At 65.9% G+C, this 23,716-nt stretch carries 18 protein-coding genes; 10 read left to right on the forward strand and 8 right to left on the reverse strand.

The window, feature by feature from the left end; genetic code table 11:
* From O1Q03_RS19085 to O1Q03_RS19105, 5 genes are all read left to right on the forward strand, one after another.
* Positions 1-202, forward strand: a 202-nt coding sequence (locus O1Q03_RS19085) for a hypothetical protein (protein ID WP_269505395.1), incomplete at its 5' end; no start/stop codon positions are given.
* Positions 199-3,453, forward strand: coding sequence for a T6SS effector BTH_I2691 family protein (locus O1Q03_RS19090; protein WP_269505396.1), 3,255 nt, complete (start codon positions 199-201; stop codon positions 3,451-3,453). The genes O1Q03_RS19085 and O1Q03_RS19090, both read left to right, overlap by 4 nt.
* The gene (locus O1Q03_RS19095; protein ID WP_269505397.1) at positions 3,453-4,259 is read left to right on the forward strand and encodes a DUF6708 domain-containing protein; all 807 of its coding nucleotides are present in this window, start codon (positions 3,453-3,455) and stop codon (positions 4,257-4,259) included. The genes O1Q03_RS19090 and O1Q03_RS19095 overlap by 1 nt, the downstream gene beginning before the upstream one ends.
* A 65-nt stretch (positions 4,260-4,324) precedes the next feature.
* Positions 4,325-5,131 (forward strand): DUF6708 domain-containing protein, encoded by an 807-nt coding sequence (locus tag O1Q03_RS19100; protein WP_269505398.1) that lies wholly within the window; start codon positions 4,325-4,327, stop codon positions 5,129-5,131.
* 65 nt (positions 5,132-5,196) lie between these two features.
* Positions 5,197-6,003, forward strand: a complete 807-nt coding sequence (locus O1Q03_RS19105; RefSeq protein ID WP_269505399.1) for a DUF6708 domain-containing protein — start codon at positions 5,197-5,199, stop codon at positions 6,001-6,003.
* 237 nt (positions 6,004-6,240) lie between these two features.
* Here the strand turns inward: O1Q03_RS19105 and O1Q03_RS19110 are convergent, their stop codons facing one another.
* The 3 genes from O1Q03_RS19110 to O1Q03_RS19120 all read right to left on the reverse strand — a co-directional run bounded on the left by O1Q03_RS19110 (position 6,241) and on the right by O1Q03_RS19120 (position 9,340).
* Positions 6,241-6,921: an HAD family hydrolase gene (locus O1Q03_RS19110; RefSeq protein WP_269505400.1), complete on the reverse strand. Its 681-nt coding sequence runs from the start codon at positions 6,919-6,921 to the stop codon at positions 6,241-6,243.
* Between the two features lie 93 nt (positions 6,922-7,014).
* Complete coding sequence (argH, locus tag O1Q03_RS19115) at positions 7,015-8,424, reverse strand: argininosuccinate lyase (protein WP_269505402.1); 1,410 nt, start codon at positions 8,422-8,424, stop codon at positions 7,015-7,017.
* Between the two features lie 106 nt (positions 8,425-8,530).
* Positions 8,531-9,340, reverse strand: a complete 810-nt coding sequence (locus O1Q03_RS19120) for a helix-turn-helix transcriptional regulator (RefSeq protein WP_269505404.1) — start codon at positions 9,338-9,340, stop codon at positions 8,531-8,533.
* Between the two features lie 200 nt (positions 9,341-9,540).
* On the opposite strand from O1Q03_RS19120, the gene O1Q03_RS19125 reads away from it, so the two are divergent.
* Entirely contained in the window at positions 9,541-10,293 is a 753-nt protein-coding gene (locus O1Q03_RS19125; protein ID WP_269505405.1) for a class I SAM-dependent methyltransferase, read from the forward strand.
* Between the two features lie 134 nt (positions 10,294-10,427).
* Here O1Q03_RS19125 and ppc read toward each other — a convergent pair whose 3' ends face one another.
* The gene (gene ppc / locus O1Q03_RS19130; RefSeq protein ID WP_269505406.1) at positions 10,428-13,433 is read right to left on the reverse strand and encodes a phosphoenolpyruvate carboxylase; all 3,006 of its coding nucleotides are present in this window, start codon (positions 13,431-13,433) and stop codon (positions 10,428-10,430) included.
* A gap of 217 nt (positions 13,434-13,650) precedes the next feature.
* Between ppc and hemC the strand changes: the two genes are divergently transcribed.
* The 3 genes from hemC to O1Q03_RS19145 are packed head-to-tail and all read left to right on the forward strand — an operon-like array spanning position 13,651 to position 17,812.
* Positions 13,651-14,652: a hydroxymethylbilane synthase gene (hemC, locus tag O1Q03_RS19135; protein ID WP_269505407.1), complete on the forward strand. Its 1,002-nt coding sequence runs from the start codon at positions 13,651-13,653 to the stop codon at positions 14,650-14,652.
* Positions 14,652-16,622: a fused uroporphyrinogen-III synthase HemD/membrane protein HemX gene (gene hemDX, locus O1Q03_RS19140; RefSeq protein ID WP_269505408.1), complete on the forward strand. Its 1,971-nt coding sequence runs from the start codon at positions 14,652-14,654 to the stop codon at positions 16,620-16,622. The genes hemC and hemDX overlap by 1 nt, the downstream gene beginning before the upstream one ends.
* A gap of 2 nt (positions 16,623-16,624) precedes the next feature.
* Entirely contained in the window at positions 16,625-17,812 is a 1,188-nt protein-coding gene (locus O1Q03_RS19145; RefSeq protein WP_269505409.1) for a heme biosynthesis protein HemY, read from the forward strand.
* A gap of 88 nt (positions 17,813-17,900) precedes the next feature.
* On the opposite strand, the gene O1Q03_RS19150 is transcribed toward O1Q03_RS19145, so the two are convergent.
* The 3 genes from O1Q03_RS19150 to O1Q03_RS19160 form a co-directional block, all read right to left on the reverse strand.
* Complete coding sequence (locus O1Q03_RS19150; RefSeq protein WP_269505410.1) at positions 17,901-19,205, reverse strand: MFS transporter; 1,305 nt, start codon at positions 19,203-19,205, stop codon at positions 17,901-17,903.
* A 134-nt stretch (positions 19,206-19,339) separates the two neighbouring features.
* Positions 19,340-20,098: an SDR family oxidoreductase gene (locus tag O1Q03_RS19155; protein ID WP_269505412.1), complete on the reverse strand. Its 759-nt coding sequence runs from the start codon at positions 20,096-20,098 to the stop codon at positions 19,340-19,342.
* 56 nt (positions 20,099-20,154) lie between these two features.
* On the reverse strand, positions 20,155-21,594 hold the full coding sequence (locus O1Q03_RS19160; RefSeq protein WP_269505414.1) for an aldehyde dehydrogenase family protein: 1,440 nt from the start codon (positions 21,592-21,594) through the stop codon (positions 20,155-20,157).
* A gap of 530 nt (positions 21,595-22,124) precedes the next feature.
* On the opposite strand from O1Q03_RS19160, the gene ppa reads away from it, so the two are divergent.
* Positions 22,125-22,652 (forward strand): inorganic diphosphatase, encoded by a 528-nt coding sequence (gene ppa / locus O1Q03_RS19165; RefSeq protein ID WP_269505415.1) that lies wholly within the window; start codon positions 22,125-22,127, stop codon positions 22,650-22,652.
* 57 nt (positions 22,653-22,709) lie between these two features.
* Here the strand turns inward: ppa and O1Q03_RS19170 are convergent, their stop codons facing one another.
* Positions 22,710-23,630, reverse strand: a complete 921-nt coding sequence (locus O1Q03_RS19170) for a GIY-YIG nuclease family protein (RefSeq protein ID WP_269505417.1) — start codon at positions 23,628-23,630, stop codon at positions 22,710-22,712.
* Positions 23,631-23,716: the final 86 nt, after the last annotated feature.

The raw sequence follows: 23,716 nt of genomic DNA on the forward strand, positions 1-23,716 counted from the left end.
GCGCCTGAGCGCCGACGTCATCGATCTGTGCATGCATCGCGTGTTCATTCATCCGGATTTGCCACTGCACCCTCACGTACAGGCTGACATTGCGCGCGCGTTGGCCGGCACATCCACGTTACAGGCGCGTTTTGAGACCTACGACGATTCGGCCTGGATGCGCATCGTCGCGTCGTTACCCGCAGCAGTGAGCTATTCATGAGCACGAGCCAAACTCTCACCCGAGCCGCACGCCAAGCAGCGCCCAATCCCACCGGAGATTGCAACGCGTGTCAGCGCACGGGCGTACCGATCCTGCCGTTGCGGCTCGCCGTCATGCCGGTTACCCAGGGGCTCAAGCGGCAGGGTGCGCTGCATCACGCGTCGGTACAGACCGCGTTGCGTGTACTGCGACAGGGCTACGTCTATGTGCTGCTGGATGAAAAAATCTGGCACGCCTATCAGGTGACTCCGGAAGGCTACCTGCGTCAATGCAATCCCTTTGCCATGCCGCGCGCGAAACCCGAGCCGCTCTCGAAGGCGTGCGTGGATGCCGGGCATGATCTGCGTGCTGCGTTCATCAACATCGACACGGCAACCTACAAGCAGGCCTGGATCGCGTTCGCGCAGGACCCCTGGCCGAAGGCCACGCTCGATGCGTATCGCACGGGCAAGCACGCTAACGGCAAGCCGCTGCCGGCAGACTATCGCCAGCGATTCAAGCTGATCAATCTCGCCATCCTGAAGTCCGATCCAAAAGCGAACAATCAGGCACTTGCGCTGGAGCATGGCGATGCACTCCACGAGCACGTGGCCGAATACGCCGCGAACACACGCGACTTCGGTAGCGTTCATGCGTGGCATCCTCGCCAAGCACGCGCGCAAGCGATGCGCGCGCAATTGCACATACTCGAGAAGCAGCATGGGCTCGAGAAAGGGGTAGCGGGCCTCATCTTGCCCGATCCGGTGGGCATGGCAGCGGAACTCAACAGCTTGCGGCTCTCCGTCAGCACTTTGCGCCAGCACTGGCGTGAGGAGCCGGCGCGGCGATATGCCTACCTCACTTCGCAATGCTTGCTGGGCATAAAAGCCTACATCGCCCAGCTCGTGGATGCCGACACGCCACCTCCCGCCGATGATTTCTGGATGCCCAGCGAGGCTGGCGTGCCGCCGGTGTTCCAAGATCCGGCGAAAGAGCGCGCTACCACGGTCGAGCACAAGGTCAAGAGTCGAATCGCGCGACTCGAAGAGCGTTACTGGGAAACCGGCCCGAAGGGACGGAAAACTTTCCAGGACGCCTACGACAAAACGGTCGACGATTTCCAGAAGCAGATCGATGCCTATGCGACCGACTGGGGTACGCAGGTGGGCAGTGCTGACTGGAACCGTATCATGACGCTCGACTATGCCGACGCGGATGTTCGTTCATGGCAATGTCGTCTCGTTACCGCCGCCGACTGTCTTGCCGGGGGTATCACCGATGCGCCATCGTCGCCGGCCAAAGCGGGCGAAACACCCAAGCCCCAAGTACTCGGCCCGAGTGGCAAGGTATGGCAGCAGTTACTGAAAGACCCCAACAGCCCGGCCTACATCGCGCTGAATGGGCAGCATACCGACCTGCAGAAAGCGTTTGAGCCGCAGTTCGCAGCCGGCGCCATGCCCAACGATGCGGGCAAGAAATACTATGACGTGCTCAAACTCATCGCGACCAGTAAGGACGGTGATGATTGGCGCAGAAGTGTCATCGTCGGTGCGGCTGATCAGTTGCTCGCCGCGATGCATGACGCGGCCAATCGCCTGGACAGTACCCTGAGCATCGGCGCCAAGGCGGCGCTGGACAATCTCCATATGGGCGCGGCGTGGCTCTACGGAAAAACCAAGCTCACTCAGGTCACGATCCAGCTCACGGTAGGCGAGTGCTTCGATCTGTTGTCGGAGGAGATACGCGGCCACGCCAATGCGGCGCAAAAGGCTGTCGGCAAGGGGGCGCGCGCGATGCTGTTGGGGAGCTTGATCACTATCCCGAACGCCAACGTTCGCAACGTATTGATCGACGTCACGCTATGGGTTCATGGTTCGGCCGAAGAGGTCAAGCAACGGCTCGTACAGTTTGGGCAGGATGCGACGGAGCGGGCGCGCGATATCAAACAGGCCGGCGGTGTGTTGGGGCAGGACGTGAACCGGGAGGCCAAGGCGGCACTGCGCCAGATCAAGGCAGGCCTCAAGAATCTGGAGCCGGCCGCGGCCAAGCTGCTTAACGGCTTGCAGATCGGTGCCGCCGGTGCGCATCGTTTTGCTGGCAGCAGCTTCGCTGGCCTCAAGAGCTTGTCTGTCGGCAGCGTGGACGCGGGCTTGTCGTTCGTCGGGCTGTACTTTCTGCAGGACAGCTTGAAGAGCACGCTGGCCGATCTGGATGCGAAGGTCGGTGCGCGCCATCCGGAAGCGGTGGCTGCGTTTTACAGTGTGTCGATTAGTTTGATGGGGGCGCATGTTGAAGCGGCTGGTTTGGCGATCAAAATTCCGGCGGAGGCGATGAAGGAGTTTGCGCGGCGTTGGGGCGTTGAGCAAACGCCGGTGCTTGGTCGAGTCGTTGGGTTGGGTAGCCAAATAGTGAAGGTCGGTGGGGCTATAGCGTCGCTAGCAGGAATCGCGGACGGAGCAGCGAATTTTCGTGCAGCAGTACGAGTGGCAAAGGCGGGGGACAAGACCGCACAGTTGACTTATACAGTTGCTGCTGGATTGTCGATTGGAGGCGCGATCGCGAGCGCAGTTGGGACTCTCGGCTCGGGAGCATTATTTGGCGTTCTTGGGCTTGGAATTGCTCTCGGCCTTTTTGCCTTTGCCGCAGTCCAGTACGCGAAGAGTCTCGAATCTGATGCTTTGGAACAATGGGCACGGCGTTGCTACTTCGGCCAGGCACAGGGCAAGCAGCATTGGGCGGATCCAGAGATAGACATGGATCGTGCTATCGCGGCACTCAATGCCGCGGTACTCGGTATGGATGTGACACTCAGTTTCGAGAGCGGAACTCGCGCGAGATCCGTCGATGAGCTTATGGCTGAAGACGTCGAGGTACTGAAAAACGGTGGTGCCGTGGAGGCAGGAACGGTGTTGGCCTACGGTGCGGTCTTACCGGGATTCGATGCTCAACGATCACGCTATCGCTTTACGCTTTCTAGCGAGCGCTTTGGCGTAGCAAGCACTGGTAAGCGCCTGCCCGCTCTATCCTCCCATGTCATGGCATCAGGGCAATTCAACGACACCGCAACGCTCAAGCCAGCCACAGTGCTGAAGCGCTTGGATTACTCACTCGAAATCGAGACGAAGCCCACTTCGAAGCGGCCAGTGTTGAGCGGCCGATATTGGTTGGATCCAGTTCACAAGATCAAGTCGGCAACATTGATTGTGACCTTCTGGCCTGATAAGAACGATAGTTCTGGCTTCGCAGCCATCGAAATCACCGAGGAAGCCTAATGGCAAAATCCAAACTCAATGTCCCATGCAAGGGTTGGCAGCGCGATTTGCCCGAGCCTAATGAGCCGATAGAGGAATCCCCGTCGTTGCTATGGCTGGCACCTACATACATTGACCAGATATTTTTAGAGCTATCACGTAACACTTCCACCGTTCGAGGACTGGTACTGTGCGGAGCTGCCTTGATGGCTGCGGTAAGCATTCACTTCTTCTTTTTTTCGATTTCGTTATTTACCGATTCACAGTTTGCTGGCCAGATTAGTATCGCCGAATACGCAGGATTTCTACTTGTTGCTATTTCTTGCATAGTTCTGTTTGTATGGCTCACGTGCCTTTTATATCGAATGGATGTTTCTCCGCCGCGGGATCTGCCTCTACGCTTCAATCGCATGCGCCGCAAAGTATACGTGTACGGCTTTCACTCGGTCTGGTGGAATCCGTTCACACGCTGGCATGTCACTACGGCGAGTTATGACTGGGACGATTTGCGCGCCGAGAAATGGAAGGTACGCGGAGCAACCGCCGGTGGTGCACCCATCATCAAAGAAGGTGTCTCCATTGCCGTCGTGAAGCCTGGTACCAACGAAGTCATTACGCGCTTCGATTTCAGTACCACCGCTGCAAACACCACGAACCTTTGGGCCTATGTGTGCTCGTACATGCAACACGGCACCGAGCGTCTTGATCCAGACCATGCCGAGCCGCGCGATCCCAATGACGTTGCCCCGTATAACGTTGCGTTGCGCTTGGCACCGAAGGTGGAGTGGCCTGCTGATATGGATCATGAGTCGCGCACGGCACCATGAATACCTATGTCTGATAAGAACGACAGTTCTGGCTTCGCAGCCATGGAAATCACCGAGGAAGCTTGATGGCAAAACCCAAACTCAATGTTCCGTGCAAGGGTTGGCAGCGCGATTTGCCCGGGCCCAATGAGCCGATAGAGGAATCGCCGTCGTTGCTATGGCTGACGCCTACGCACCTCGATACGATCTACTTGGAGCTTGAACGCAATACCTCAACGGTACGTGGCCTAGGGTTGTTGTGTTCGCTGGTGACGGCATTGACAACCATCTTCTATGCAATCTTTGATGTTTGGTTTTTTGTAACGACTGACCTAGTTGCAACAAGCACCATTCTCGAGATTGCCGGTTTTGCCATCATGGGCCTCGGTATTTGCTTGTTGCTAGGGTGGGCTACGTATGTGATGTATCGCGCGGACGTATCTCCACCGCGTGATCTGCCTCTACGCTTCAATCGCGTGCGCCGGAAAGTGTATGTGTACGGCTTTCACTTGGTCTGGTGGAATCCGTTCACGCGCGGGTACGTCACCACTGCAAGCTACGACTGGGACGATCTGCGCGCCGAGAAGTGGAAGGTGCGAGGTGCGACTGCGGGCGGTGTGCCCATTATCAAAGAGGGTGTCTCTATTGCCGTGGTCAAACCTGGTACCAACGAGGTCATCACGCGCTTCGATTTCAGTACCACTGCCACCAACACGACCAACCTTTGGGCCTACGTGTGCTCGTACATGCAACACGGTACCGAGCGTCTTGATCCAGACCATGCCGAGCCGCGCGATTCCAACGACGTCGCACCGTACAACTTGGCGCTGCGCTTGGCCCCCAAGGTGGAGTGGCCTGCTGACATGGACCGCGAGTCGCGGACGGCACCGTGAATGCCCATGTCTGATAAGAGCGATAGCTCTGGATTCGCAACCATCGAAATCACGGAGGAACCCTGATGGAGACACCCGCGCTAAACCCTCCTTGTACTGGTTGGAAACGTGATCTACCGGGGCCCAATGAACCTATCGATGAAAATCCCTCTTTGATGTGGTTGACTCCGACACACCTCGATGCGACTTATCTGGAACTTGCTCGGAATACAACCGCGCTACGGGGATTGGTTCTGTGTTTTGCCGGTGCAATGGCGCTTGTGACGGTCAGTCTTGCTATGTTTGAAGTGTGGTTTTTCACCACCCCGCAGTTTTCGCACGCTGGTTCATTGGCTGATGATGTCTGTTATTTTCTATTATTTGTAGTGTTAATTTCTTTTTCGGCCTGGCTAACCTACGTTCTGTATCGCATGGACGCATCTCCGCCCCGCGATTTGCCGCTGCGTTTCAATCGCTTACGTCGCAAAGTGTACGTGTACGGCTTTCACTCCGTCTGGTGGAATCCGTTCACGCGCTGGTACGTCACTACGGCGAGTTATGACTGGGACGATCTGCGCGCCGAGAAGTGGAAGGTGCGCGGAGCAACCGCCGGCGGTGCACCCATCATCAAAGAGGGTGTTTCCATTGCCGTTGTGAAGCGCGGTACCAACGAAGTCATTATGCGCTTCGATTTCAGTACCACCGCTGCAAACACCACGAACCTTTGGGCCTATGTGTGTTCGTACATGCAAAACGGCATCGTAGGTCTCGATCCTGATCATGCAGAGTCGCGTGATCCTAACGACGTCGCCCCGTACAACTTGGCGTTACGCTTGGCTCCCAAGGTCGAGTGGCCGGCCGACATGGACCATGAATCGAGAACCGCGCCGTGAACTCGCATGTCACGGGGTACCCTGATTTTGCATCGAGCGCGACAGAAATTCGGGCACGAATAGCCCGGGATTTTGCACAACGGCCACGCTGGTTTGCAGCAACAGTCGCACGCGTAGCAAGTCCTTGATGCACCAGCAACGGTTCGGTGTTCTACGTTGAATACCGAGCGTCGGCACCCTCGTCGACGTGAAACTGGATGACTATCGCTCAGCGGGAGCGGCGGCTTACGAGCCGGTTCAATTCAGCAGTGTGCTGCGCTTGCCGAACCACGACGGCACGAGCGCAACCGCGTCGTCGAGCGATGCGAGCACGTGCAGGCTCAGCGCGACGATCTCCGGCGTGGGCGCCTTCAGGTCCGGCACGGTGATGACCGATGCGCCGGCGCCGGCCGCCGACAGCGCGCCGAAATCGCTGTCCTCGAATGCGACGCAGGCCTGCGCCGGCACGCCGAGGCGTTCGGCCGCGAGCCGGTAGACGGCCGGGTCCGGCTTGCCGCGCGAGACTTCGTCGCCGCCCGCGATCGCGCGGAAGAACGGCAGCACGCCGACCGCATCGAGCCGCGCGCGGATCACGTCGCGTGCGGACGACGACGCGACCGCGCACGGAATGCCGGCCTGTGCGAGCGCCTCGAGCAGCGCGAGCGCGCCGGACTTCAGCGGAAACTTCGGATGGGGTTCGGGTGCGGCGAGCTGTTCGCGCACGCGGATGCGCACGGCTTCGAACGTGTCGGCGTGGCCGATCAGCCGCGCAAGGATCACCTGGCCTTCGGCGAACGAGCGGCCGACGATCTGCAGGTAGTCGATCTCGGTCAGCACGACGCCGTGGGCGTTCGACACGTCGATCCACGTGTTCATGATGGTCCGCTCGGAATCGACGAGCAGGCCGTCCATGTCGAAGAGCGCGGCGGAGAAAATCATCGGCGGTATCCGGGAAGCGGGGAAGGCGACGGGCGGCGCGACGGCCGCCCGAATAAAAACGGACGCCGCAGGCGTCCGTTCGTGACAACAGACTTACTTGCCGAGCGCGGCGCGGGCGGCCTTGGCCGCTGCACGCACCTGATCGGGCGCGGTGCCGCCCGGGTGATTGCGGCTCGCGACCGACCCTTCGAGCGTCAGGTAGCCGAACACGTCGTCGCCGATCAGGTGCGCGACGTTCGGCAGTTCCTGCTTCATCTCGTCGAGCGTCAGGTCGGCGAGATCGATCCCGCGGTCGTCGCAGATCTTCACCGCGTGCGCGACGGCTTCGTGCGCATCGCGGAACGGCAGGCCGCGCTTGACCAGGTAGTCGGCGAGGTCGGTCGCGGTCGAGAAGCCCTGCAGCGCGGCCGCGCGCATCGCGTCCGGCTTCACGGTAATCCCAGCGACCATTTCCGCGAAGATCCGCAGCGTGTCGGCGACGGTGTCGACCGTGTCGAACAGCGGTTCCTTGTCTTCCTGGTTGTCCTTGTTGTACGCGAGCGGCTGGCCCTTCATCAGCGTGAGGAGCGCCATCAGATGGCCGTTCACGCGGCCGGTCTTGCCGCGCGCGAGTTCGGGCACGTCCGGGTTCTTCTTCTGCGGCATGATCGAGCTGCCGGTGCAGAAGCGGTCGGCGATGTCGATGAAGCCGACGCGCGGGCTCATCCACAGCACGAGTTCCTCCGAGAAGCGTGACACGTGCGTCATCACCAGCGCGGACGCGGCCGTGAACTCGATCGCGAAGTCGCGATCCGACACCGCGTCGAGCGAGTTCGCGCAGATGCCGTCGAAGCCGAGCGTCTTCGCGACCGCGTGACGGTCGATCGGGTAGCTGGTGCCCGCGAGCGCGGCCGCGCCGAGCGGCAGGCGGTTCACGCGGGTGCGGCAGTCGCGCATGCGTTCCGCGTCGCGCGTGAACATTTCCACGTACGCAAGCAGGTGATGACCGAACGTGACGGGCTGCGCGACCTGCAGGTGCGTGAAGCCCGGCATGATCGTGTCGGCGTTCTTCTCCGCGAGGTCGATCAGTGCGCCGCGCAGGTCGGTCAGCAGGCCGCCGATGCGGTCGATCTCGCCGCGCAGCCACAGACGGATGTCGGTCGCCACCTGGTCGTTGCGCGAGCGGCCCGTATGCAGGCGCTTGCCGGCGTCGCCGATCAGCGCGGTCAGGCGCGCTTCGATGTTCAGGTGGACGTCTTCCAGGTCGAGCTGCCATTCGAATTCGCCGCGCTCGATCTCGCCCTTGATCTGCGCCATCCCGCGTTCGATCGCGGCGAGGTCGTCGGCGCTGATGATCTTCTGCGCCGCGAGCATGCTCGCATGCGCGAGCGAGCCGGCGATGTCGACGAGCGCGAGGCGCTTGTCGAAAAACACCGACGACGTGTAGCGCTTGACCAGCTCCGACATCGGTTCCGAGAAGCGGGCCGACCAGGCCTCGCCCTTTTTGTGCAGTTGGGACGTCATGGCGATTCTTCGAAGGGGAGTTGGGCGGCGTGCGCCGCCGAGGGAATCCCGCGATTCTAACATTCGCGGGGCGGCCCGCCGGCCTTTGCCGGCGCGGGCCGATCGCTCAGTCGCGCACGAGCACCACGAGCTTCAGGTCTTCCCGGTGCGCGGGCTTCAGCGTGATCTGCTGGTACACGAGGCGGCCGTCGGCCGGGTGGTCGAACTCGCGCAGGCCGCCTTCGCGCTCGAACACGTCCTGCGACGCCCAGTACTGCGCGAACGCGTCGCTGCCGGCCATCAGCGCGTCGATCAGCGCGCGGGTCGGCGCATCGGCCAGATGGCGGATCGAGTCGGCGCGGAATTCCGCCGCGAGGCGCCGCGCACGGGTTTCCCAGTCGACGATCAGCGTGCGCGCGGCCGGCGACATGAACGTGAAGCGCAGCAGGTTGCGGTCGTGCTCGCCGTCGAGCCAGCCCGCAAACAGCGCGGCGGCCGGCGCATTCCACGCGAGCGCGTTCCATTGGCGGTCGAGCACGTAGGCGGGCGTGGCGATCGCGGCGACGGTCGCCGCGAGCGTCGGCGGCAGGTCGCCGGCCGCCACGTCGGGCTCGGCCGGGTCGCGCTGCGCGGCCAGCTCGAACAGGTATGCGCGCTCGGCCTTCGACAGCTGCAGCGCGACGGCGATCCGCGCGAGTGCGTCGGCCGATGCCGACACCGGGCGGCCCTGCTCGATCCACGTGTACCAGGTCGGGCTGACGCCGCAGAGCTGCGCGACTTCCTCGCGCCGCAGGCCCGGCGTGCGGCGGCGCGGGCCGGGCGGCAGGCCGACGGCCTGCGGCGACAGCCGTTCGCGGTGCGCGCGGATGAATTCGCCGAGTGCGCGGGCGGGTGTCGCATCGAGTGGCGGGGTAGGGGCGGAAGACGGCGAGTTCATGCGAAAACGGCTGAAATGGCTGAAACGGCGAAAAGGAAAAAAGCGCTGGGCGCGGCAAACCCGGCAAACCCGGCAAACATCAGGCAGGTGCAACGAATACCAGAATAACTGCTTAACTTGTACTGGTACAGGCGCGGCCCTATTGTAGCGATTCGCGCGCTGGCAGGCAGCGAGCGCCCCACCACGAGAAGGAGCGAACGATGAAACACCACGACCAGGTCGCCGACGCATTCGGCACGACGGCCGCCGCCTATCTGACGAGCACGGTCCACGCGACGGGCGCCGATCTGCAGGCGCTGGCCGACGCGGTGCGCGCGACGCCCGATGCCGCGGTGCTCGATCTGGGTTGCGGCGCGGGTCACGCGAGCTTCGCGGTCGCGCCGCACGTGCGCGACGTGGTCGCTTACGATCTCGCCGCGCCGATGCTCGCGACCGTCGAGGGCGCCGCGCGCGAGCGCGGGCTCGCGAACGTCCGCACGCAGCAGGGCCCGGCCGAGCGGCTGCCGTTCGACGGGGGGACCTTCGACTGGGTGGTGAGCCGGATGAGCGCGCATCACTGGCACGACGTGCGCGCGGCGCTCGCCGAGGTGCGGCGCGTGCTGAAGCCGGGCGGCCGCGTGCTGATGATCGACATCGCGGGTAACGACCATCCGCTGCTCGACACGTATCTGCAGGCCGCGGAAGTGTTGCGCGACGCGTCGCATGTGCGCGATTACCGTGCCGACGAATGGCTCGCGATGTTCGGCGACGCCGGGTTCGACGCGCACGTGCACAGCCGCTGGCGCCTGCCGATCGATTTCGATACGTGGGTCGAGCGCATTCGCACGCCGGCCGACAGCGTCGCGGGCATCCGCGCGCTGTGGGCGCACGCGCCCGACGAGGTGCGCGGCTACTACGCGGTGCAGGCGGACGGATCGTTCGAGCACGACGCATTGCTGATCGACGCGCAATGAGTGCGCGGCCCGGCGGCTCGCACCGTCGCGCTTCCCGATGAAAAAAGCCTCGATACGCGCGGGCCGCGTATCGAGGCTTTCGTTTCGTGGCGCCGGCCGGCGCGGGGCGAACCCGCGCCGCGCGCGGATCGGGATCAGCCGGTATTGCGCAGGCCGGCCGCGATCCCGTTGATGGTCAGGTGAATCCCGCGACGCAGCCGCGCGTTCGTGTCGCCCGCGCGGTGACGCTTGATCAGCTCGACCTGCAGGTGGTTCAGCGGATCGAGATACGGGAAGCGGTTCGTGATCGAACGCGCGAGCAGCGGGTTGGTCGCGAGGCGGCCTTCGTGCCCGGTGATTTCCGCGAGTGCCTGCGACGTGCGCTCCCATTCCGCGACGATCCGCTCGAACACGTGCTTGCGCAGCTTGCGATCGGCAACGAGCTGCGCGTAGCGCGACGCGACCGCGAGATCGGTCTTCGCGAGCACCATGTCCATGTTCGACAGCAGGTTCGCGAAGAACGGCCAGGTCTTGTTCATCTTCTTGAGCAGCGTGACGCGCTTCGTGCGTTCGGCCGCGTCCGGCGCACCGTCGAGATACGCGCTCACCGCGCTGCCGAAGCCGTACCAGCCCGTCAGCAGCAGCCGGCACTGACCCCACGAGAAGCCCCACGGAATCGCGCGTAGATCCTCGATCTTGCGGTTCTTCGGATCCTGCAGCTTGCGCGAAGCCGGACGGCTGCCGATGTTCAGCTCGGCGATCTCGGTGATCGGCGTCGACGAGAAGAAGTAGTCGGTGAAGCCCGGCGTTTCATAGACGAGCGCGCGATACGACGCCATCGCGGCATCGGACAGCGTCTGCATCGCGGCTTCGAACGCGGGCAGTTGCGTGGGCGCGTTCGACTGCGGCAGCAGCGACGCCTCCAGCGTGGCGGCCACGACCGTTTCGAGGTTGCGCCGGCCGATCTCGGGGTTCGCGAACTTGCTCGCGATCACCTCGCCCTGTTCGGTCAGGCGGATCTGGCCGTTCACGGTGCCCGGCGGCTGCGACAGGATCGCCTGGTAGGTCGGGCCGCCCCCGCGGCCGACCGTGCCGCCGCGACCGTGGAACAGGCGCAGCGTGATCTTGCGTTCGCGGAACAGGTCGACGAGCGCGAGTTCCGCGCGATACAGCTCCCAGTTCGACGTGAGGAAGCCGCCGTCCTTGTTGGAGTCCGAGTAGCCGAGCATCACTTCCTGTTCGGCGCCCTGGTGCGCGATCAGCGCGTCGACGCCCGGCAGTGCGAAGTACTCGCGCATGATGCGCGCGGCGTCGCGCAGATCGGGGATCGTCTCGAACAGCGGGATCACCATCAGGCCGCTCTTTGCATTGCGGCCGAGCGTGCCGTCGAGCAGGCCCGTCTCCTTCTGCAGCAGCAGTACCTCGACGAGGTCGCTGACGGTTTCCGTATGCGAAATGATGTAGTTGCGCACCGCGCGCGCGCCGAACTTCGCGCGCACGTCGCGGGCCTTCTCGAACACGCCGAGCTCGCTCTGCGCGAGCGGCGAGTATTCGAGGTACGGCGAGCGCAGCGGACGCGGATCGGCGAGCGCGGCGAGCAGCACGCGCAGCTTGTCTTCCTCGGCGAGCGCCGCGTAGTCGGCTTCGACGCCCGCACGCGCAAACAGCTCGGCGACCACGGCTTCGTGGACGTCGGAGCTCTGGCGCAGATCGATGCTCGCGAGGTGGAAGCCGAACACCTCGGCCGCGCGCATCAGCGGCGCGAGGCGCGGTGCGGCGAGCGACGCGCCGTGATGCTCCTCCAGCGATGCGGTCAGCACCTTCAGGTCGGCGACGAATGCTTCGGAATCCGCGTACGGCACGGCGCGCACCGGCGGCGCGCCGCGGCCCGCGCTGCGCACCGGCACCGTGCCTTCGCCGAGGCGCACGCGCGCGCTCGCGGCGAGTCGCGTGTAGATGCCGATCAGCGCGCGGCGATACGGTTCGTCGACGCGATGCGGCGACTGGTCGGGCGATGCGGCCGCGAGCGCCTTCACCGCGTCGTTCGCGCCGACCAGCAGGTTCGACACCGACAGCTCGGCGCCGAGCTTGTGCACCTGTTCCAGATAGTGTTCGAGGATCACCGCGGCCTGGCGGGTGATCGCTTCGTCGAGCGTCGCGGCCGTCACGTTCGGGTTGCCGTCGCGGTCGCCGCCGATCCAGCTGCCCATCTGGAAGAACGCGGGCACGCGCGCCTGCAGGCCGTGCTCGGCGAGCGCGGCCTCGATGTCGCCGTACAGCGCCGGCAGTTCGTCGAGGAACGTCGCGCGGTAGTACGACAGTGCGTTCTCGATCTCGTCGCCGACCGTCAGGCGCGCATCGCGCAGCATGCGGGTCTGCCACAGCGCGGTCACGCGCGCGCGCAGCATCGCTTCGTTGTACTGGCGCTCGCGCGCGGTCAGTTCCTGGTCGCGCTCGGCGAGCAGGCGCGCGATGTCGTGCTGCGCGTCGAGGATGCTCTTGCGCTGCACTTCCGTCGGGTGCGCGGTCAGCACCGGGACGATCAGCGCATCGTCGAAGAAGCGCTGCAGCAGGCGCTTCGACGCGTTGCCGGTGGTCTTCAGCTGGTCGAGCGCGTACGCGACGGTGCCGGGCTGCGGCGCGGAGCCGGCCAGCGCGTGGATGCGGCGGCGGCGGTTGTGATGGCGGTCTTCCGCGATGTTCGCGAGGTGCGAGAAATAGCTGAACGCGCGCACGACGCTCACCGTCTGCTCCGGCGTCAGCTTGCGGAGCTTCTTATCGAGCGTCTGCGCGGCCTCGCTGTCGTCCTCGCGGCGAAACTTCACGGCCGTCTGGCGAATGGTCTCGACGACCTCGAACACCGTGTCGCCTTCCTGCTCGCGCACCACGTCGCCGAGCAGCCGGCCGAGAAAGCGGATGTCCTCGAACAGCGGGCCGTCCTTGTCTTCGCGCGTGCGGGCGCCGGCCTTCGTCGCGCCGGCCGTGCGGGCGGCCGGGCCGGTAGTCTTGATCGTGCGTTTTGTCGGACGTATCGGGTCTTTCGGTTTGGTTGCCGTTTTCGCACGGCCGTTCGCGGCAGCGGCGACGGTGCCCGTCTGGGCGTCGGAGGAGGGCAGGGCAGCATTGCGGCGCGTCGTACGCACCGATCCGGAAGACTTCACGATGGGTTTCCTTGGGAAAGCTCGAGTCAAAAGGGACTGCGGGGACTGCGGAAACTACGGGAACTGCGGTCAAGCAACCAGCTATGTACGGCACATTCGCGCATCGGCGTCGCCGCCCGCGCCGAAGCGGGGCGGGCGCAGGCTCCGGGCCCGGGCGGGCCGGGGCGTGCGTGCTACCATTGTTCGATCTTCAATCCCGTCCTTCGATGTTCCAGCAATGAATTCCGAGATTCCTGCGGCAGGGCCGCGACAGACGCAGCCGCCCGCGACGCTGACGATTGCTTCGCGTGAGAGCCGCCTGGCGATGTGGCAAGCCGAACATGTGCGTGATGCGCTGCGCAAATTATATCCAGCTTGTGACGTGAAAATCCTCGGGATGACGACCCGTGGCGATCAGATTCTCGATCGCACGCTGTCGAAGGTCGGTGGCAAGGGCCTGTTCGTGAAGGAGCTGGAGAACGCGCTCGCCGACGGTCGTGCCGATCTGGCCGTGCATTCGCTGAAGGATGTGCCGATGGCGCTGCCCGACGGCTTCGCGCTCACCGCGATCATGGCGCGCGAGGATCCGCGCGACGCGTTCGTGTCGAACGACTACGCGTCGCTCGACGCGCTGCCGGCCGGCGCGGTCGTCGGCACGTCGAGCCTGCGCCGCGAGGCGATGCTGCGCGCGCGCTATCCGCACCTCGACGTGCTGCCGCTGCGCGGCAATCTCGACACGCGCCTGTCCAAACTCGATCGCGGCGACTACGCGGCGATCATCCTCGCGGCCGCGGGCCTGAAGCGCCTCGGCCTGGACGCGCGGATCCGCGCACTGATCGACGTCGAGGACAGCCCGCCGGCCGCCGGCCAGGGCGCGCTCGGCATCGAGATCGCCGCGCACCGTGCCGACGTCGCGGCGTGGCTCGCACCGCTGCACGACCCGCAGACCGCGCTCGCGGTCGAGGCCGAGCGGATGGTGTCGCGTGCACTCGGCGGCAGCTGCGAAGTGCCGCTCGCCGCGCATGCGGTGTGGCGCGCGGGCGAGCTGTACCTGACGGGCCGCGTATCGACGACCGACGGCCGGCGTGTGCTGACGGCCGAGGAATGCGGCTCCGTCATCACCGTCGCCGACGCGCTCGCGCTCGGCCGAGCGGTGTCCGACGAGCTGGAGGCGCAGGGCGCGCTCGACATCGTCAACGCACTGCTCGCCGCGTCGCAGGCCGGCAAGGGCGACGCCTGATGGCGGGCGGCGCGCGTGCGTTCACCGCCGTCCTGACCCGCCCGGACGGCCAGTCGGCCACACTCGCGTCGCAGCTGGCCGAAGCCGGCTGCGACGTGCTCGAATTTCCGCTGATCGACATCGCGCCGGTCGACGATCCGGCGCCGCTCGAGGCGGCACTCGCCCAACTCGCCGACTACGCGCTCGTGATCTTCGTGTCGCCGAATGCGATCGACCGCGCGCTCGCGCAGTACGGCGCGATCTGGCCGAATGCGCTGCCGATCGGCGTCGTCGGGCCCGGCAGCGTCGCCGCGCTCGAGCGTCACGGCATCGCCGCGCCCGCGCATCGCGTGATCGCACCGCAGGCGCCGGCCGACAGCGGCGTCCCTCATTACGATTCCGAAAGCCTGTTCGCGAGCATCGAGGCCGCATTCGGCGGCGCGCAGGCGCTCGCCGGCAAACGCGTGCTGATCGTGCGCGGCGACGGCGGCCGCGAATGGCTCGCCGAGCGGCTGCGCGAGGCCGGCGCGGACGTCACGCTCGTCGCCGCGTACCGGCGCGTCGTGCCGGAGCCGCGCGTGGCCGTGTGGGAGCGCGTGCATGCACTGCTCGCCGGCGCGCCGCATGCGTGGCTCGTCACGAGTTCGGAAGGCGTGCGCAACCTGCACGAACTCGCACGCACGCACCTGAACGACGCGGAGATCGACGCGCTGAAGCACGCGCCGCTCGTGACGCCGCATCCGCGCATCGAGCAGAGCGCGCGCGCACTGGGTTTTGATAGGATTATGCTGACCGGCGCGGGCGATGAGCGCATCGTCCGCGCGTTTCGAACGATGGCCGACGAGGCCGTCCAACCGGCGACAGCCGCACCGGTGACTAAACGCATGACAGATACCAACGATTCCAAAAGCGTCGCTTCCCAGCCGGCCGCTGCATCCGCACCGCCGCCCCGTCCGCCTTATCTCGCGTCCGAGCCGCATGCGCGCCGCGGCGGCAGCGCGGTGCTGTGGTTCGTCATCGTCGTGCTTGGCTGCGCGGCCGGGGTCGGCGGCTACGCGCTGAACCGCAAGGTCGACCGGCTCGGCGATTCGTTCGTCGCGCGCCAGAAGGCGCTCGATGCGCAGACGGCCGAGACCCGCATGAAGACTGAGCAGGCGCTCGCGAGCACGCACCAGGTCGACACGCAGCTCGCGCAGCTCGACGGCAAGCTCGCCGATGCGCAGAGCGCGCAGCAGGCGCTGCAACAGCAATACCAGGACCTGTCGCGCAACCGCGACGCATGGATGCTCGAGGAAGTCGACCAGATGCTGTCGAGCGCGAGCCAGCAGCTGCAGCTGACGGGCAACACGCAGCTCGCGCTGATCGCGCTGCAGAATGCCGACGCGCGTCTCGCGACGTCGCAGAGCGCGCAGGCCGTCACGGTGCGCAAGGCGCTCGAGCAGGACATCGAGAAGCTGAAGGCCGCACCGTCGGCCGACCTGACGGGCCTCGCGATCAAGCTCGACGACGCGATCGCGAAGATCGACACGCTGCCGCTGTCGGGCGAGGCGATCGTCCCGCACGCGGCGCCGCAGGCCGCGCCGGCCGACGCCGCGTCGTCGGTCGCCGCCGACGCGCCGCGCTGGAAGGTGTGGTGGCATGACTTCTCGGCTGGCCTGGGCCAGCAGCTGAAGGGCCTCGTGCAGGTGCGCCGGATCGACAACGCCGATGCGATGCTCGCATCGCCCGACCAGGGCTACTTCGTGCGCGAGAACGTGAAGCTGCGCCTGCTCACCGCGCGACTGTCGCTGCTCGCACGCAACGACAGCGCGATGAAGGCCGACCTGCATGCGGCGCAGGCGTCGCTCGGCAAGTATTTCGACCAGGCATCGAAGGACACGCAATCGGTCGAGGATCTGCTCAAGCAGGTCGACGGCGCATCGCTGACGGTCGCGGTGCCGAACCTGAACACGAGCCTGAACGCCGTTCAGCAGTTCAAGAGCCGGGGGTAACGATGACGCTTCGAGGAATCGTCTGGCTCGCGATCCTGTTCGCGATCGCCGTCGCACTCGCCACGGTCGGCCGTTTCGATGCGGGGCAGGTGCTGCTCGTCTATCCGCCGTACCGGGTCGACGTGTCGCTGAACCTGTTCGTGATCGCCATCGTGGTGCTGTTCATCGTCGTGTATGCGCTGCTGCGCATCGTGCGCAACATCTGGCGCATGCCGCAGCGGGTCGCCGCGTATCGCGCGCGTTCGCGTAACGAGAAGGCCCAGGCGTCGCTGCGCGATGCGATCGCGAACCTGTACGCGGGCCGCTTCTCGCGCGCCGAGAAGGCCGCGCGCGATGCGCTCGCGGTCGATGCGAACCAGGGCGCCGCGAGCCTCGTCGCCGCGACGGCCGCGCACCGGATGCACGAGTACACGCGTCGCGACGACTGGCTGTCGAAGGTCGATGCGCCCGAATGGCAGGACGCACGGCTGCTCGCGTCGGCCGACATGCGCGCCGACGCACGCGATGCGGACGGCGCGCTCGCCGCGCTGGCCGACCTGCAGGCGGGCGGCAAGCGCATTCATGCGCAACAGGTCGCGCTGCGCGCGCAACAGCAGTTGAAGAACTGGGCCGAGGTGCTGAAGCTCGCGAAGGCGCTCGAGAAGCGCGAGGCGCTGCATCCGGCCGCGGCCGTGCGGCTGCGCCAGCAGGCCGCGGAAAACCTGCTGCGCGAGCGCCGGCACGATCCGGATGCGCTGCTCGAAGTGTGGCAGTCGCTGTCGCCGCTCGAGCGCCAGTCGCCGCGTCTCGCCGATCTCGCGGCCGATTTGCTGGTGCAGCTCGAGCGCCGCACCGAGGCGCGCCGGATCGTCGAGGACGCGCTCGCGCACAACTGGGATGCGCGCCTGCTGCGCCGCTATCCGGACACCGCCGGCGGCGATGCGCTGCCGCTGATCCAGAAGGCCGAAGGGTGGAAGAAGGACCATCCGGACGATGCCGACCTGTTGTTCGCGCTCGGCCGTCTGTGCCAGCAGCAACAACTGTGGGGCAAGGCGCAGTCGTTCCTCGAAGCCGCGCTGAAGCAGGCCGACAACGAGGCGCTGAAGGTGCGTGCGCACCGTGCGCTCGCGCGCCTGTTCGAGCATCTCGGCGAAACCGACAAGGCCGCCAAGCACTACCGCGAAAGCGCGCTCGCGATCACCGTGGTCTGACGCGGCGCTGCGCAAGCAGGCCCCGAACGCCGTGCGGCGTTCGGGGCTTTTTTCGTCCGTTGTCGACGGGATCGTCATATGCGCGGCATCACTTGTCGACCAGCCGTTTCGGCACCGACAGCGCGAGCAGCCCGCCGAGCACGAGGAACCCGGCGAGCATGTACATGCCCGCGTCATTCGCGCCGGTCGCCTGCTTGAGCCAGCCCATCATGTACGGGCTGATGAAGCCCGCGAGGTTGCCGATCGAGTTGATCATCGCGATGCCGGCGGCCGCCGCCGCGCCGCCGAGGAATGCGGTCGGCAGGCTCCAGAACAGCGGCAGCGTGGTCAGGATGCCCATCGTCGCGAGCGTGAGGCCGAGCATCGCGAGTGCCGTCTGGTGCGCCCAGATTACCGACAGCACGAGCCCGAGCGCGCCGAACGCGGCCGGAATCGCCAGGTGCCAGCGTCGTTCGCGGCGCTTGTCGGCACTGCGCGCGATCAGGATCATCGCGACCACCGCCGCCGCATACGGAACCGCCGACAACAGGCCGATCATGAACGTGTCGACGACGCCGGTCGCCTTGATGATCGTCGGCAGCCAGAAGCCGACGCCGTAGAGGCCCATCACGAACGAGAAATAGATGAGCGCCATCAGCCATACGCGCGGGCTCGACATCACGGTGCCGAGCGGCAGGTCTTCCTTCGTCGCTTCCTCCGCTTCGACGTTGCGCGCGAGCAGCGCCTTTTCTTCGGCGGTGAGCCAGGTCGCCTTCGAGATCCGGTCGTCGAGCGCGAAGAACACGAGCACGCCGGCCAGCACCGACGGAATCCCTTCGAGCAGGAACAGCCACTGCCAGCCGTGCCAGCCGCTCACGCCATTGAACGCCTTCAGGATGAAGCCCGAGATCGGCCCGCCGATCACGCCCGACAATGCGACGGCGGTCATGAAGAACGTGGTCATCCGGCCGCGCCGGTGCGCGGGATACCAGTAGGTGAGGTACAGGATCACGCCGGGGAAGAAGCCGGCCTCGGCGACGCCGAGCAAAAAGCGCATCACGTAGAACATCGCGGGTGTCGTGACGAACATCGTCAGGATCGAGATCACGCCCCACGTCGCCATGATGCGCGCGATCCACACACGCGCGCCGACCTTGTGCAGGATGATGTTGCTCGGGACTTCGAACAGAAAGTAGCCGAAGAAGAAGATCCCGGCGCCGAGCCCGTAGACGGTATCGCTGAGATTCAGGTCGCTCGCCATCTGCAGCTTCGCGAAGCCGACGTTGACGCGGTCGAGATACGCGACCACGTAGCACAGCAGCAGCAGCGGGGTGAGCCGCCACGACACCTTGCGGTAGGTTGCTTCCTCGAATGCGCCGGACGAGCCCGGCAGCGACTGCGTCGATGTTGCCATGTTGTCTCCTGTCGTTTCTTGTGGTGGCCGGAGCCGGCGCGGCGGCGCCCGATCCGGGGTCGTGCGAGGCACTGCTCATGCGGAGATGCGGCGCCGGCCGGCGTTGCCGGCGCGGCGCAATCACGGTCGTGCGGCTAGATGCAGCGCCCGCCGTCGACTTCGAGACAGACGCCGGTGATGAACTCGGCTTCGTCGGATGCGAGGTAAAGGGCCGCGTTCGCGATGTCCTGCGGCGTCGAGAAGCGGCCGAGCGGAATCGTCGCGAGGAACCGGCTGCGATTCTCGGGTGTGTCTTCGCAGCCCATGAATTCGGTCATCAGCGCCGTCTCGCCGAGCACCGGATTGATGCAGTTCACGCGGATCCGGTCGGCGCCGAGCTCGGCTGCGAGCGACTTGCTCGCGGTGATCATCGCGCCCTTCGTGCTGTTGTACCAGACGAGGCCCGGGCGCGGGCGCACGCCGGCCGTCGACGCGACGTTCACGAACACGCCGCCGCCCTGCGCGCGAAAGTACGGAACGAAGGTCTGCACGCTCCAGAACAGGCTCTTCATGTTGACGGCGTACACGCGGTCGAACTCCGCTTCCGTCACGTCGAGCACCGGCTTGTTGCGGTGCGTGGTGCCGGCGTTGTTCACGACGATCTGCACCGCATGGAAGTCGTCGAGCGCGGCCTGCAGCAGCGCGCGCCAATCGTCGTCGCGCGACACGTCGCCCGCGACCGCGATCGCCTTGCCGCCCGCCAGCGCGATCTCGCTCGCGACACGCTCGGCCGCCGCGCCGTTCAGGTCGTTGACGACGACGTTCGCGCCTTCGCGCGCGTACGTCTTCGCGATGCCTTCGCCGAAACCCGAGCCGCCGCCCGTGACGACGGCCGTCTTGCCGCTCAACCGCATGGTGTGTCTCCTGGGTTGGATGAGTGCATGGTGCGGCCGGTCGTTGCCAGCCGTGTTCAGCCGTGCCGGATCGCGATCGTCTTCAGCGTGGTGAAGCCGTACAGCGCCTCGAAGCCTTTCTCGCGGCCGTGCCCCGAGTGCCCGACGCCGCCGAACGGCAATTCGACGCCGCCGCCCGCGCCGTAGTTGTTGATGAACACCTGGCCCGCGCGCAGCCGCCGCGCGAGCCGCATTTGACGCGCACCGTCGCGCGTCCAGATGCCCGCGACGAGGCCGTAGGGCGTGCCGTTCGCGAGTGCGACCGCTTCGTCTTCGTCGGCGAAGCGCATCGCGGCGAGCACCGGGCCGAACACTTCCTCCTGCGCGAGCCGGTGCGACGACGGCACGTCGCGCAACAGCGCGGGCGCCTGGTAGAAGCCGCTTTCGGGCGCGTCGGCCACGACCTGGCCGTGCGCGGCCATCGGAATGCCGTCGTGCTGCGCATCGGACAGGAAGTCCCACACGCGTTGCTGCTGCTGCGCGTTGATCAGCGGGCCGCAGTCGAGGTCCGCGCGGCTCGGGCCGACGCGCAGCCCGTTGAATGCGGTCGCGAGCCGTTCGACGAGCGGCTCGTAGATCGCGCGCTCGATCAGCACGCGGCTGCCGGCCGAGCAGGTTTGCCCGCCGTTCTGCACGATCGCGGACACCAGCACGGGCAGCGCCGCTTCGAGATCGGCGTCGGCGAACACGATCTGCGGCGACTTGCCGCCCAGTTCGAGCGTGACGGGTACGTGGTTCTCGGCGGCCATCTGCGTGACGAGCTTGCCGGTCGCGGGCGAGCCGGTAAACGAGATGTGGTCGATGCCGGGGTGGCGCGCGAGCGCGGCGCCGGCTTCATGGCCGTAGCCGGTGACGATGTTCAGTGCGCCGGCCGGCAACCCGGCTTCGGCGGCCAGCTCGGCGACGCGCAGCACCGACAGGCACGCGTCCTCGGCCGGCTTCACGACGCACGCGTTGCCGGCCGCGAGCGCCGCGCCGACGCTGCGCCCGAAGATCTGCATCGGGTAGTTCCACGGCACGATGTGGCCGGTGACGCCGTGCGGTTCGCGCACGGTGAGCACCGTGTAGCCGGCCTGATAGGGCAGGGTTTCGCCGTGCAGCTTGTCGGCGGCGCCCGCGTAGAACTCGAAGTAGCGCGCGAGCGCGGCTGCGTCGGCGCGTGCCTGCTTCAGCGGCTTGCCGGTGTCGCGCGCCTCGATCTTGGCGAGTTCCTCGAGGTGATCGGCGACGCGTGCGGACAGCCGCATCAGTGCGCGGCCGCGTTCGGCGGCGCTTGTCGCGCCCCACGGGCCCGCGAACGCGTCGCGGGCCGCGGCGACCGCGCGCTCGATGTCGGGTGCCGTGCCGCGCGCGATCGTCGCGAACGGCTGGCCGTCGGACGGATCGACGACGGGGATCGTCTCCAGTTGCGCAGGCAACGTCCATTCGCCCGCAATGAAGTGCTTCGCTTCTTCCATGCCTGCTCCTGTCGACCCAAGTTGGCGCTTTAGCGCTTACTTGGGTCCCATGCTTCGCGGTCGACCCACGTCAGCGCTTCAGCGCCTATCGGGTTCCATGCTTCGCGGTCGGCCTGAATTAGCCCTTCGGCGCTTGCTCGGGTCCTATGCTTCGCGGTCGGCCTGAATTAGCCCTTCGGCGCTTGCTCGGGTCCTATGCTTCGCGGTCGGCCTGAATTAGCCGTTCGGCACTTATCGGGCCTCCATGCTACGCGGTCGCCCCGAGTTAGCGCTCCAGCATTTATCGGTCCCACGCTTCACGGCCGCCTCGCGTGAGCGCTTCAGCACTTATCGGATCGCATGCTTCGCGGCGGACGCGCAACGGGGCGTTGGCCCGATGACCGGACATCCGGAACGATTATCGCGCCGATCGTCATCCGGACGCCACCGGTCGATTGGCTATAATGGCGCATTCCTTGGCGGGACGCCCGCGGCGGTGCATCGGCCGCGGCGCCCCTGTCCCGAATTCCATCGACCAACAGAGAGCGCCTATGAGCTTCAACCATGTTCCGGCCGGCAAGGACCTGCCGCACGATTTCAACGTGATCATCGAGATCCCGGCGCAAAGCGACCCGGTGAAGTACGAGGCGGACAAGGAGCTGGGTCTCCTCGTCGTCGACCGCTTCATCGGTACCGGCATGCGCTATCCGGTGAACTACGGCTACATTCCGCAGACGCTGTCGGGCGACGGCGATCCGGTCGACGTGCTGGTGATCACGCCGTTCCCGCTGCTGGCCGGCTCGATCGTGCGTTCGCGCGTGCTCGGCATGCTGCAGATGACCGACGAGTCGGGCGTCGACGCGAAGCTGGTCGCGGTGCCGCACGACAAGATCTGCCCGATGACGGCCAACCTGAAGTCGATCGACGACGTGCCCGAGTACCTGAAGGACCAGATCAAGCACTTCTTCGAGCAATACAAGGCGCTCGAGAAGGGCAAGTGGGTGAAGGTCGAAGGCTGGGCCGGCATCGAAGCCGCGCACAAGGAAATCACCGACGGCGCCGCGAACTACAAGAAGTAAAGCCGGCCGGACGGCCGGACGGTCGCCTCGCCCGCCACGCAAACCGCGCGTGTCTCCTCAGGAGGCCGCGCGGTTTTGTTTTTGGCGCGGTGTGGCGGCGGGTGCCGTTTTCTTTCGGGTGTGGGCGGGCGCCGGCGCGGGCAGAGCGGCGTCGTCGGGTGCGGCATTCGCGCTTTTCGCGCTTGTTTTGCTCGTTGCGCTTATTGCGCGGCGCTTGGTGACCACGGGGGCTGCGGCTTCGACGGCTTCGGTCGGGGTCTTGCTCATCGATGCGCGGCGGCGCGTCGGCGTGGAAGCCGTGCCGGCGCGTTCCTTCGCGATGGACTTGCGGCCGGCGGCCCGCGCTTTCGGCTTCGACTTCGGCGCCGCGTTCGTCGCCGGCTTTTCCTGCTTGGCCGCGGTGCCGCGTGTTGAAGTCTTCTTTCCTGCGTCGGCAGCGTCGCCGGTCTTGGCCCGCTTCGTCGCGGGCGTGGCCTGTGTCTTCGTGGACGTCCGAGCGGTTGTCCCGGACTTCACGGTCCTGGCAGGACGGGCCGCCTTCCCGTCATCGCCGGCCTTCGCGGCTTTCCTGACGGGTCGTTCCGCTTCGGCCGCCTGCGTCCCGATGTCGGCTTGCTGCGCTTTCTTCCCCTTCTTGCGCCCGCGCGCTTCGGTCTTCAAACTCGCCGCATCGACACCGACACCGACATTCCCGTCGATCGACATCCCGGCCGGCAACACCGATTCGAGCGTCCGGATCCCGGCCGCCAGTTCGCGTTTCTGCGCGGGCGTGAGCCGCTTCACCCAGTATTCGACGCGCGACGCGATCGACCGGTCGGGCAGCGGGAACGACGCGAGCACCGCGCGCGGCTTGCGCGAGCGCGTGTAGCGCGCGCCCTTGCCGGACGCGTGCTGGTCGAAGCGCGCGGCGACGTCGTTCGTGATGCCCGTGTAGACGCTGTCGTCGGCGCACTCGATCAGATACAAAAACCAGGACATGGAAAAGCGGCGGGATGCGAAGCCGCCAGTGTCTCAGAAAAGATCGGGCGGGCCGCCGGATTTCGCGATCGGGGTCGTTCGCGCGG

It is taken from the genome of Burkholderia sp. IMCC1007 (assembly GCF_027257875.1).
Taxonomy (GTDB): Bacteria; Pseudomonadota; Gammaproteobacteria; order Burkholderiales; family Burkholderiaceae; genus Burkholderia.